This is a genomic window from Dictyobacter halimunensis (assembly GCF_036245075.1).
In genome coordinates this window covers 1,735,506-1,748,141 of sequence record NZ_BSRI01000001.1, presented here as the reverse complement: position 1 = coordinate 1,748,141, position 12,636 = coordinate 1,735,506, and the positions used below count along the sequence as shown (strand labels likewise).

9 protein-coding genes are annotated in these 12,636 nt (G+C 54.9%); 2 read left to right on the top strand and 7 right to left on the bottom strand.

The window, feature by feature from the left end; translation table 11 throughout:
* Window positions 1-17: 17 nt before the first annotated feature.
* The 4 genes from AABA21_RS06950 to AABA21_RS06935 form a co-directional block, all read right to left on the bottom strand.
* Window positions 18-1,259, bottom strand: coding sequence for an ROK family transcriptional regulator (locus tag AABA21_RS06950; RefSeq protein WP_338248259.1), 1,242 nt, complete (start codon window positions 1,257-1,259; stop codon window positions 18-20).
* Window positions 1,260-1,409: 150 nt separating this feature from the next.
* Complete coding sequence (locus AABA21_RS06945) at window positions 1,410-1,772, bottom strand: Mth938-like domain-containing protein (RefSeq protein WP_338248257.1); 363 nt, start codon at window positions 1,770-1,772, stop codon at window positions 1,410-1,412.
* A gap of 203 nt (window positions 1,773-1,975) precedes the next feature.
* On the bottom strand, window positions 1,976-5,527 hold the full coding sequence (locus tag AABA21_RS06940; protein ID WP_338248256.1) for a phosphodiester glycosidase family protein: 3,552 nt from the start codon (window positions 5,525-5,527) through the stop codon (window positions 1,976-1,978).
* 204 nt (window positions 5,528-5,731) lie between these two features.
* On the bottom strand, window positions 5,732-6,688 hold the full coding sequence (locus tag AABA21_RS06935) for a helix-turn-helix domain-containing protein (protein WP_338248254.1): 957 nt from the start codon (window positions 6,686-6,688) through the stop codon (window positions 5,732-5,734).
* Between the two features lie 202 nt (window positions 6,689-6,890).
* Between AABA21_RS06935 and AABA21_RS06930 the strand changes: the two genes are divergently transcribed.
* Window positions 6,891-7,415, top strand: a complete 525-nt coding sequence (locus tag AABA21_RS06930; protein WP_338248252.1) for a DinB family protein — start codon at window positions 6,891-6,893, stop codon at window positions 7,413-7,415.
* 53 nt (window positions 7,416-7,468) lie between these two features.
* On the opposite strand, the gene AABA21_RS06925 is transcribed toward AABA21_RS06930, so the two are convergent.
* The 3 genes from AABA21_RS06925 to AABA21_RS06915 form a co-directional block, all read right to left on the bottom strand.
* On the bottom strand, window positions 7,469-9,043 hold the full coding sequence (locus tag AABA21_RS06925) for an ABC transporter ATP-binding protein (RefSeq protein WP_338248251.1): 1,575 nt from the start codon (window positions 9,041-9,043) through the stop codon (window positions 7,469-7,471).
* A gap of 31 nt (window positions 9,044-9,074) precedes the next feature.
* Window positions 9,075-10,430, bottom strand: a complete 1,356-nt coding sequence (locus AABA21_RS06920; RefSeq protein WP_338248250.1) for an ABC transporter permease — start codon at window positions 10,428-10,430, stop codon at window positions 9,075-9,077.
* Between the two features lie 202 nt (window positions 10,431-10,632).
* Window positions 10,633-11,112 carry an Rrf2 family transcriptional regulator gene (locus tag AABA21_RS06915; RefSeq protein ID WP_338248249.1) on the bottom strand — a complete coding sequence of 160 codons (480 nt, stop codon included), beginning with the start codon at window positions 11,110-11,112 and terminating at the stop codon, window positions 10,633-10,635.
* Between the two features lie 153 nt (window positions 11,113-11,265).
* Between AABA21_RS06915 and hmpA the strand changes: the two genes are divergently transcribed.
* Complete coding sequence (gene hmpA, locus AABA21_RS06910; RefSeq protein WP_338248248.1) at window positions 11,266-12,492, top strand: NO-inducible flavohemoprotein; 1,227 nt, start codon at window positions 11,266-11,268, stop codon at window positions 12,490-12,492.
* Window positions 12,493-12,636 lie beyond the last annotated feature (144 nt).

Genomic DNA, 12,636 nt, shown 5'->3' with positions numbered 1-12,636 from the left:
TCGTGCGCTTACATATATTATGCTGCTAGCTGATAGTGGGTGAACAGCGCGTCTATGACGAGGCTCGCCGCGCCAATCACGCCGACATCCTGGATAAACGATGAAAAGATGATGCTACACATTTCACGTGGACGTGCCATGGCGCGCTGCGCTACGACGGCACGCACGGTCTCCAGAAAGAGTTCGCCGCCGTTGATGGAGTCGCCCCAGATAATAATACGCTGTGGATTGAGCACATTGATGAGGGCGGCAAGCCCGACACCAAAGTGCATGGCGTGCTGGCGAACAAGCTCGATGGCATCGGCTTGTCCATCCTGCGCGGCGCGAAAGATCGTGTGTGCGAGGGTATTGATAACATCAGGCTCCAGCTTTTCAATCAGCTCATCATAGGAGTGGCTGAACAGAGCCAGGCCCGAGGCCTGCTCGACCATCCAGGTGGTTGAAGCCAGGGTCTCCCAGCAGCCGTGATTGCCGCACTCGCATAGTGGCCCATCTTCCTGGATCGTCATATGGCCGATCTCGCCGGCGGTCTCCCCCACGCCACGATAGAGCGTATCCTGTAAATAGAAGGCGGCGGAGACGCCGATGCCGCTTTCCACTGTGACAAAGTCGGTACAGGCCTGGCCTGCGCCGAAATGACGTTCGGCCAGCGCCTGCACATGGCAGTCATTGTCCACCCATACCTCTATGCCGAGCCTGGCTTTGAGCAGATCTCGCACCGGCACATCCTGCCACTGCGGGAAATGAGGAGCGAAATGCACCACCCCGGTCGCGAACGAGGTCAGACCGGGTACCCCGACTCCGATACCGAGCAATTGTGCCAGGATAACCTGCTGAGAGGTCAGGAGTTCCTGCAAGGTCTCAACGATTGCATTGATGACCGGTTCCGGTCGTCGATCCTGACCCAGTGGGCGCTCGAGGCTCCCCGACACTCGTCCGTTTCCATTGACCAGCGCGACGCGTACGGTATCTACGGTGAGGAAAACTCCCGCGCTCCGCACGCCCTCCGCGTTAAAGCGATAGAGCGCACCGGGCTTACCCCCGCTGGGGGTCGGCACAGCCACGCCAACGCATTCCGCCAATCCCTGCTCTTCCAGCTCGTCGACCAGCTTGCTGATAGTCGGACGACTGATCCTGCTATATTCGGCCAGCGCAGGCTTGGTGATAGGGCCAAATCTGCGCAACAGCCGCAAGACGGTCAGGCGATTGATCTGCCGCAAGCTGCCAGGAATGGCTGGTATCTCAAGAAACGATGTCATTGCTCTCTATCTTTCGTCACTGCCTGAATGGACATCGAGTAAGTTAAGTAAGTTTCTTAACTTACTCGTAAAGAGAGTATAACTGACTACTTTCGCTGCTGTCAAGGCTCCGCGATATTATGCGGAATCTGCCATTGAAAGTGTTTTTTGCTAGCAGGTAACGTGGAACAGGCCGATAGTAGGGCCTGCGGCTTCATCCCAGACATGGATCGCTTCGGGTGTTGGCAGAAGATCGATCTGGCATTGTTTTTGTTTGAAGTATGCCGCGGCTTCTTCTGAAAGTCGAACGTTTCCTTGCTGTCCACTTCCAATGATCAATCGTTTAACTTCTGGTTCATAGACGTGCCTGGCTTCATCAAGTGAAAGGATATGTGACGTGCCGTAGATTGCCTTTGAAAGCCTTTTCTTCCGCTTTTTGACCTGGCCATCCAGCCTGATAATCACATCGTGGTCGAAGGTGGTGCCTTCAATGGTGATAGAGCCGAAGGCTGTCTGATCAATGTTGGGTTTCATTTTCCCGCTCCTCTCTTTGGATGACGAGTTGCGTTGGCGCGAATTCCTATGGTAGGGCCCATACCCCACGCTAAACGAATTATCTCACTACATTCTTCACGTTTCCTGGCGGATGTTGGTTGTCGATTAAAAGACGCCGGGCTGCTCAACGTTGAGCAGCCCGGCGCGGGAGAAAGATGGTTTGTTGTATATCGTTTTTTGCGCTACGGGGTAACAGTCAGTTTTGTTGATCCGCTGATCAGGTCTGATGTGCAGGTGATGGTGACGGTTCCTGCCTGGTGTGCCGTTACTTTGCCACTATTGCGGTCAACGCTGGCGATGTGGGGGTCTGAGCTGATCCAGTAGTGCGAGGCTGGATCGCTGATCGGCAACTGGAGCGGGGCCAGGTCGTTACCGTTGGGTTCGGTTCCCAGCGCGGTCAACTGCAGGGTTTTCCCCTTTGCCAGGGTTGAAGATGGGCTTGTGACGTCGATCTTGTTGAGCAGGGGCATGACCGAGAACTGCACCTTCCCATCGGGCAGGACGTGGAAGAGTGCGTAGTTGTAGAATCCACCCTGATCAGCTGGCGCGTATGCTGGTACGCCAACGTCGGCGATCACGAAGTTGGGTAGACCATGAACATCGTTGTTCCCATACTGATCGAGCAGGTTCTCGGAGAAGCCACGCGCGTGGCCGAGCAGCATAATGACGTGAACGTTGGGATGGAACTGCTGATAGCGCTCCGCCAGCAGCTCGTACATCTGAGCCTCGTAGCTATCCGCGAACTGGCTGGTCTTGACCGGGTGTGGATCGTATGCCGGAACGTGGGTGGTGATAAAGACCACTGGAGATGTATTGGAGTTCAGCTGGTTGATCAACCACTGGTATTGTTCCTCTGCTGGCGTCTGGAAGTTGTTTGAGGGCAGGATACCGATATGCGCGCTATCCAGGACCACGAAGTTCGCCTTTCCGGCCGTATACGCGTAGTGCGTCGGGCCAAAGACGGACGCGTAGTTCTTCGTTTCTGGATCGGCCCCCTGCGTAATCTCGTGGTTGCCGACCGCCTCGTGATAGGGGACTCCGAAGCCATCCAGCATCGACTTCAGGTACTGCAGATTCGGCACTGTTCCGGCGTCGACCATGTCACCCTGTGTCTGTACCGCCGAGGGCTGCGCCTGCGTTGGAAGTTGCTTGAACTGTTGGCCTACCTGCTGCAGAGCCACGCTGCCCGTCGAGCCGGGATCGTCGGCGTGAACGTGAGCATCGTCCAGGCTGGCGATGGTGGTTCCTTCCTGCTTGAAATCAGCCGGATTCTCGGTGTACTGGAGCCAGGATGGATTGTTGGGGATAGGCTGATACACATATGGCTTAGGCGGACGCGGTGAATACAGCGCCTGGAAGTCGCTGATATAGATATCACCGATCATCGTGGTCGCCGGATTGATAATCACCACTCCCAGGTAATTGAAGCGTAGTGGATACGATTGTCCCGCCGGGAGTTGAGCGGTCACGAATTGCCAGCCATCGAAAGTCAGGGCCGTCGGATAGAATTTGACGGTCTGATTATCGGAGCCAAAGAGACCTAGCGTAAAGGTCAGCGTCCCCGGATCAAGCGGCTTACCCGAGCCTTTGGCAAGGTCCGCATTCCCTTTGATCCACATACCGATCGAGGTAGGTGCCTGATTATTATCCAATGTAGGAACCTGAATCTCATTGAGATCATTGGGATAGGCATTGAGGTCCAAAACGTGCTTGCCGCCAGCCAGAGTATAGTGAAGATCGAGCGAACCACTATCGCCTGGCGCATGCTTCTCAGTAGTGCTTAATGAGATGCTGCCGGTTGACGTCGTTTGCGGCCCCGGACTGGGAACGGCCCTGGGATAATTGCTCATATACTTATCGGTCACGCTCCACTTATCCACATCGGTCAGTGGTGCGATATTCTTCGATACCTGCCCAACCGCCACACTGGCGGATGCGCTGGTTCCTCCAATGGTGGGCGTTACTTTACCCAGAGCGTTCGCCGTATCGGAAGCCGTGAAGAGCCCGTTCGGATCGACCCCGCCCATGGAAGATGGATCAACGCTCCACTGCACAGCGCTGGTTGGTATGGGTACGCTGGCGCCGTTGCTGGCCTTGCCCGTGATCTGGAACTGCTGGGTCTGCTTATTAGCCAGATCGACGCTATCTGGTGAAATGGTGAGCGAAGACAGGTGATCCACAACGGTCAACGGTTCGAACGAACGAGCATTGCCCGATTGGATCTTCAGGACGCCATGTCCCGTCCCTTTGGCCGTGATGGTGCCGTTGCTCACACTGGCCAGATTGGATGGAGAGACGCTCACCTCAACTGGCGTGGAGGCTGGATTGCCCTGCGCGTCGAGGGCGTAGCTGGCCAGGGGAATGCTCGTGTTGGAGAGCATCGTCAGGGGTTGACCATTATTCACCACTACTTTTGCTGCGGGAGCAGGGGCGCTTTCGGTGCTATAAACAAACAGGCCGTTAGCGACCGGGCGCTCATGACCATCTGATGGCGTATTGATGACTGAGACCTGCTGCTGGCCCGGAAGGCGCGCGACCATTTCAGAAGAGCCGCCACTATCAAACATAATGGCCTGATAGGCGCCATGAGCGATCATGTAGCCGGCCATTTCAGGCTGTGTCACGCCACGGCTCTTGTTAGGGCCCGCCTCATGACCATCGATCACAGCCATGAAGGCATGATTGCCATCTCTGGTGATACCGAGGGCGGTAATCGGATTTTGAACGTCCCTCTCTCCCTTCGATACACTCTGAGGATCGTCGAAATAGGCGCCATCCTTGACCAGGATATTTCCACCTCCGACGGCGTGGACCAGGTTCGTATCGGGCGAGATTTGCTCGGACAGGGTGATCTTGTCACCGGCGTGAACGCTGGTCGAGAGCCAGCTGGCCGAGCTACCGCTGGCGACCAGGGCATCTTCACCGCTCAGTGCCGGCAATGAATTGTTGTTCGCCTGGATCGACTGGACCGTGTAGGTATCACTACTGCCAGTCACGGCCTTGAGGAACGCGACCGTATTTCCGCTCAGGGTCAGCGCGCTGCCCAGATCCGGCGTAAACAGGGCCAGGCGATCCCCTTTGGTATCGTTATAGCGGTTGACCGAGCTCAGTGCATGGCTGGCGCTGCCATCTGTGACGGTACCGGAGAAGCTCTCGTCGGCGATGCTCAGCTTGCCGGAGGCAGTGATGCCCAGAACCGCATATGAGGCGGGGCTCTGGATGATCCGATGATTGATCTCGACCATACCGATCGGGTCACCGGTCCCGTAGATCTCAAAGAAATCGGAGTTGATGCCCGCCACCGCATGCGTGCGATTGGCCATCGAACTGACCGGCTCATCCTGACTGAACAGGGTATCGTGGGCTTGCACAACGCCAAGGCGCACATTGGGGTTGGCAAGGTCGATGTTGAGCTGATGAGTTTGTTCCGGACCACCGACCGTCTCCAGCAGATCGCTGGAGACAGTCACTCCATTGGTGACCTGTTGTTGTTGAAGACTAGTGTGTTCATCCACCACAACGGGCCAGTTAGGAGGAGTTGAAGGGAGCCAGGATGTGTTGGCAAGATGTGCCGGGTCCTGATGCTGACTATGGGTTATGCTTGTCCGGGCATAAGCAGCGTTGTTGCCCAGCAGTGTGAAAATAAGTGGGATAAAAATTACACTGAAGATAGTGTGCTTTTGCCATTTGGTTTGCCTTGATGTTTTTTCAAGACAATGTCTTCCCTGAAACATACAAGATTTCCTACCCAGTAAATATGAAGAAATACGCGGCGCAAAAAGAAGCTCTTACCCAGGCGCCGACATGAATGGTAGGAGCGTGTTCATTGAACACTAATGTCCAGTGTACTTCTTTTTTGTTAAGTAAAGGTTATCTATCCTTCAAATCAATTTAATAACCAATTATTCCTTTGGTATTATTTTGATGCCAAAGATACTTTACCTGGCATAATGGAAGGACTGACGGTATCTCTGGGGGGACACGTGAAGGAGGTGCTGGAAGTGCAGACGGAATGTGGCCGCCGATCTGAAGCCGCAGCAGGTGGCTATGCGTTCGATGGTTTCATCGGTGGTTTCTAACTGACGTTGAGCGAGTGTGATGCGTTGCTGGAGTAGCCACTGATAGGGTGTGGTGCCGATGGTCGCCTGGAAGCGGCGTGCGAAGGTGCGTGGGCTCATAGCCGCCCGCTTTGCCATCTGTTCCACCGTAAGGTCTTCATGCAGGTTGGCGGTGATCCACTCGAGTGTGGTTACAAATGGTTCATGCTGCTCACGGAGAGAGAGTAGTGGCGTCTGAATGTATTGTGCCTGGCCGCCATCGCGGTGCGGTGGCACGACCATGCGCCGGGCGACGGCCGCAGCTACCTCGGCCCCATAGTCCTGGCGCACCACGTGGAGCGAGAGATCGATCGCCGCCGCAGTTCCGGCCGAGGTAAGGATCTGGCCATCGTCGGTATATAGTCTTTTGGGATCGACCTGTACCCTGGGATAGCGCGCGGCCAGCTCGGCTGCCCAGGCCCAATGGGTGGTGACGCAGCGACCATCCAGCAGACCGGCGGCTGCCAGGATAAACGTTGCGGTGCAGAGTGTGATGATGCGCGCGCCACGCTGATAGGATCGGCGCAGTGTGGCGAGCAGCGGTTCTGGAACAGGGACAACACCGGGGCGTGAACCGGGAATAATGATGGTATCCGCCTCCTCAACCTGTTCAAGTGTATAGGGTGTTGTGAGCAGAAAGCCGGCTGCGGAGCGGATAGGACGCGGCTCGCAGGCACAGACCAGAAAGCGGTACCAGGGCACAGCCAACTCGGGCCGGTCGAAGCCAAAGACCTCTGTCGCTACTGCCAGCTCAAAGGGATTAACGGAATCATAAATGAGGACCGCAACGGTATGCATGGCAGTTTTTTGATGCTCCTTGTCCTTTCTGCCACTGGCAGAACTGTTCTATTCATGGCAGAATGGTAGCATATGAGCGCTTTCCTGCCAAGCAGTATCTTTATTTTCGCTCTGGCAATCAGATTTTCAGGCCGTTTGAGCACAGAGAAACCGTTTCTTAGACCGGTCTGGCTTTGTTGGAAAAGCTAGAAGGAGGTATCTATTGCTTACCACTTTAGAACATGTACAGGCAATCCTCTCTACTACCCCCGAGCGCTGGCAGAGACTGATCAGCACGCTGCCCGCTGATCTACTGTCGCGTCCACCCGCCCCAGGCGAGTGGTCGGCGCTTGATTGCTTACAGCACATATTGAACGCAGAGCGCGCGCTCTTTCCTGTCCGTGTGCGCTCTTTTCTGGCGGGACAAAACTTCACTGATTTCGATCCCCAGCAGCGGATCGAAGATGCCGACCTGCAGACACCTGAACAGCAGGTGGCCGCCTTCACGCGCTACCGGCAGGAAAATCTGGCCATGATCGCGCAGTTGAAGGAGGAAGACCTGCAGCGAACGGTGCAGCATCCAAAGCTGGGAACGGTATTCCTGGCGCAGATGCTGCGCACGTGGGCCGCGCACGACCTGAACCACACTGTCCAGGCGGAGCGCGCGCTGATGCAGCCTTTCATCGTTGACTGCGGCCCCTGGCACACCTTCTTCAAAGATCATGAGGTTGATGTCGCGCAGGCTTAAGCTAGTAAGCCCATCCATGTCAAAGATGATCTTTGACATGGATGGGCTTACTTTTATTTCTTTTTGCTTTTTTTCTTGCGCACAGTGGTGACGGGACGGACCGGAGCGATCTGGCTACCCATCCCTGTGAGCCGACCACCTTCCATCTCCAGGCGGATATCCGCCACGCGCGCGATGCTGCGATCGTGGGTCACGACCACGACGGTCTTGCCCTGTTCGGCCAGTTGCTTGAGCAATTCGATGATGCGCTTGCTGTTATAGGCGTCCAGGTTGCCGGTTGGTTCGTCGGCCAGGATGACGCGAGGATCGTTGGCCAGGGCGCGGGCGATGGCGACGCGCTGCTGCTGTCCGCCGGACAATTTGCCGGGCAGATGGCTGTGGCGATCCTCGTTTAATCCTACCTGGAAGAGCAGATTGCGGGCCCGCTCGCGTATTTCTTCCGCCGACTTGCCGCGCACCATCTGCATAGGCAGCATCACATTCTCCAGTGCCGTCAGATTGGAGAGCAGATGATAGGACTGGAAGACAAAGCCGACCTTTTCGCGCCTGAAGTGATTCTCTTTGCGTCCGAAGAGGCTTCTGACTTCCACGCCATCGACGAGCAGATCGCCGCTGGTAGCCTGATCCAATCCACTTATGATGTACAGCAGCGTCGATTTACCTGAGCCACTGGGGCCGGTAATACTGATAAACTGTTGTTCTTTAAACGCGAAGTTTACCTTGTCGACCGCTTTGATGGTCTGGTTGCGGTACGTGAAATACTTGCTCAGTCCCTCGGCGCTAACTGTTATCGGAAGGTCGTCCCACGATTTCACCACCGCTGTTCTGGTGCTGGCATCCTGCGCGCCAACGTATTTTGGCATTGGCTTAAGCTGGCCGTTGTCCATTTCCAGACGCACATCGGCCAGGCGTGCGATGCCACGATCGTGGGTTACCACCACAACGGTCTTGCCCTGCTCCGCCAGCTTTTTCAGTAGCTCGATGATGCGCGCCCCCGTGCGTGCATCCAGATTGCCGGTTGGTTCGTCGGCCAGGATAACGCTGGGATCATTGGCTAAGGCGCGGGCGATGGCGACGCGCTGCTGCTGTCCGCCGGACAATTTGCCAGGCAGGTGGCTGTGGCGGTCCTCATTCAATCCCACCTCTAGCAGGAGCGAACGCGCCCGTTCACGCATATACGCAGGTGTATGTCCTCCCGCCAGCTGCATGGGCAGCATTACATTTTCCAATGCTGTCAGATTGGAGATCAGGTGGAAGGATTGGAAGACAAAGCCCAGCTTCTCACGTCTGAACGTATGCTCCTGCTGCTCGGAGAGATGCCGGACATCGACACCATCGATATGCAGTTCTCCGCCAGTAGCCTGGTCCATGCCACCCAGGAGATACAGCAGCGTCGATTTTCCAGAACCACTGGGACCCATGATGGTAATAAACTGCCGCTCGGTAAACGTGAAGCTGACATCATCGACCGCCTTGATCTCACCACCTTTGTGGATGAAGATCTTGCTCAAGCCGCTGGCGGTAACTGTAACGCGCCGGCCATCTTGTGCTTCCGATTGCAGCGGTGTCAACGCCTCATTGAACTCAATGTCTTCCTGATCATCTATGGGGGTCAGGTCTGTATCCATGTGTATTCCCCTTCGTCTTTCTTCGGCTCGATTACATCCTGCGCAACACTTCGGCCGGTTTGATACGCGCCACGTACCAGGCCGGGATAACGCTCGTGAGCACCGCCAGTCCCATGCCGAGCCCCACAATGATCAACAGCGTCTGCACATTTAAGGTGGCGGAAGACAGGTGCACGTTGAGGTTGGCGGCCTGTTGCGCGAACAGAGCACGTCCAGCGCCGAAGCCGCCCCGGCCGAAGCCTCCTGGAGTAGGTGTTGTCGCTGCGGTCGGTGAGGAGACATCAAAGGCTCGCGTGATGACTGATCCCAGCGTCGCCAGCAAAAATACCGCGATCAATGCCGCTACCACGCTCAGTGCCAGCACTTCACCCCAGAACTGGCGAATTACCTGCCAGTGCGAGGCTCCAATCGCTTTGAGGGTACCAATTTCGACTGTACGCTCGTGGACCGTGATAAAGACAGCGAAGATAATGACCAGGGTCGCGGTGACGATCGCCACAATGAGCGCTAGCTTGCTGCTGTTCTGGGCGGCGTTGAGCGCGCTAATGGTGCTGGTATAGGTTGAAGCTTCAGTAACGACGTCATAAGACTTGCCAAGGGTGGTGCGTATTTTGGCCGCCACGGCATCGGCCTGTTCATAGGTTTGCGCGTAAACCGTGATCGAATCTACGCCATTCACCGAGAAGACGCTCTGCATGGTCGACATCGGGATCACCAGTGCGCTATTGGCAAACTGCTGATCGGTGGTGAAGAGACCAATGACGGTAAATGTCTTTCCCTGCAAGGTAAAGGTAGAGCCAACCGACAGATTGTTGCTGCTGGCCAGCGTCTGGCTCACCATTGCCACATTTGTATTGGCGTCGTTGGTCTGGAAACTGCGTCCCGACACCAGCGTAGGCGTGCTGCCACCGGTGAGAGTAAAATGGGTGGCGCCAGTAGAAATACCATTGACCGTCGGAGGGATAGAGATCGAGCGGCCATTGGGGGTCTGGATTGAGCTGGTCTTGAGTGTACTGTTTGTATCAGTGCGCCTCAGATTTGTCTCGACACTGCTGACACCTGAGAGATGTGACACGGTCGTGATGACGCTATTGGGGATTGGGGTAGGGGACTGTCGATTGAAGGAGCCGCCGCCATTGCCACCTCTATTGGTGGAGCCCGGGCCGCCGGCTGCGGGCGTGTCGTTTTGACTCTCGTTGGCCGTGTAGTTGATCGTGATGGCCGTACCTACTTCTTTATGCACATTGGTCAATTGTTGCTGCGCGCTGCTATTCAGGCTGACCATCGCTGCCACCAGCATCAGGCTCGCTCCCAGCAGAAGCACCACCAGCAACAATCGTAACGGATTACGCAGCACGTTCCTCATGCCGCGTATGATGATGTCCATATTCCCTACATCCTTTTGTTGATGATTAGTGGAACTCAAAACAGGCTTCCCCAATCAAAATCAGGAGAAAGCCCTTCAGGTACCTGAATAGGAGTATAGAATGCTTCTATCAGAAATGATTAAGTTGTTTGTAAAAGAGTTGTAAAGATATATGCAAATCCGGTGAGATGATGGCGACTTTTAGTTGTTGGTTCGGTGTTATTTATAGTGCATCCGCCTGACTGGAGGCCGGTTTACGCCGGGTTGGCTCGATCTGGATAATGTGTTGAGCCAGTAGTTGATTACGAGCGATATCAGCCAGGGTGTAGCTATCGAGAACTGCCAGGAAGGCCTGCGTCGCTTCCGCGAAGACGGAACGTAGCTGGCACTCGGGCGTGATAAAGCAGTGATTTTTATCTGCATTGAAGCATTCTACCAGGTAGAAATCCTCCTCGGTCTGCCGCACTAACTGACCTATATTGATCTCCTGCGGCACCTGGGCCAGCCGGATGCCGCCACCACGTCCACGTAACGTCTCGATATAGCCCAACTTTCCCAGCTGATGTACCACCTTTACCAGGTGATTGTTTGAAATATTGTAGGCCGTTGTGATTTCCTGAATGTTCGATAGGTGGCCCTCAGGCAGGTTCGCGAGATACATCAGGGTGCGTAAGGCATAGTCGGTATATTGTGTTAAACGCATAGAGCATCTCCTTCTGTCTTTTTTGCAGGTTGCATTTTTCTTCATTGCAGTGTATATTAAAGATGTATTTAATATACATCTTTTGGCAGGCACTTGCCTACTACTTTAGAAACGAATCTGATAAATAATGATCCTGTAAGGAGATAATTGTAGATGATCATGGATACACCGACAATAGGCATAGTAAAATCGCTGGTTCCGGCGTTACAGGAACATGGCAGCGAAATCACAACGCGCTTTTACGCGAAGATGTTTGAAGCCCATCCCGAACTGCTCAACATTTTTAACCACTCCAATCAACGCGACGGTTTACAACAGCAGGCGCTGGCCACCTCGGTATACGCGGCGGCCGCCAATATTGACGACCTGACTGCGATTCTGCCTGCGGTTAAGCATATCGCTAACAAGCATTGTAGTCTGGGTGTGAAGCCAGAGCATTATCCGATCGTGGGCAAATACCTGACACTGGCCATTCAGGATGTATTGGGTGATGTGGTGACACCCGAGCTTCTCTCTGCCTGGAAGAAGGCTTACACGATGATCTCGGACGCTTTTATTCAGCTTGAGCAGCAGATATATCAGGAAGAGGAGCAGTGCCGTGGCGGCTGGGCTGGTTTCCGTCCCTTTACCGTCAAAAGCCGGCAACAGGTAGCCGAGGATATTGTTGCCCTGGAACTTGAGGCCGCCGATGGACAACCCATTATTGAGGATTACCTTCCCGGACAATATGTAACGGTTAAAATTGAGAAGGATGGTTTTGAGCATCTGCGTCAGTATAGCCTCTGCGACGTGCCCGGCTCTCACCATACCTATCGTATCGCGGTCAAGTTCGAGGATACCAGTCGAGAGCTACAGCGGGCTGGCCTTGTCTCATCATATATACATTATCATGTCCGTGCTGGAGATACATTGCTGGTCAGTGCGCCAGCGGGAGTGTTTACGCTGGATACCACGCTGACCAACCCGGTCGCGTTGCTCGCCGGAGGCGTTGGTATTACTCCGATCATGAGCATGTTGCGCACTGTAGCTGAGCAGCAGCCGGATCGTGAAGTACAACTGGCCTACGCGGTGCGCGATCATCACTTCCATGCCTTTGCTGATGACCTCAAGCAACTCGCAGAGGGGGCTCCCACAGTGTCCAGCACCATTTTTTACGAAAATGGGACTGAAGAAGACGTTGAGCAGCGGCGCTGTTCCTATATCGGGCGCATCAATGCCGCCTGGCTTGAGCAGCATATTCCTGGCAATGCAGAAGTCTATGTATGCGGTCCGCGTCCCTTCATGCAGGTCATGATCTCAACTCTGCTGCGTCAGGGCCATCCCATGGAGCATATCCACTACGAGGTCTTTGGACCTGCTCTCTCCTTCTCCGTAGATTAACGGCTGCGTTTGTCCCCTATAGTGCAGCAGGAGCGCAAACGCGCTCCTGCTGCATGTCTACGTTTTCGGTTCCATGATGATCAACAGCCAGCTTTGCGTTGGTGCATATGTGAGCCTTCGCGCCGCCATGCACCAACACAAAAC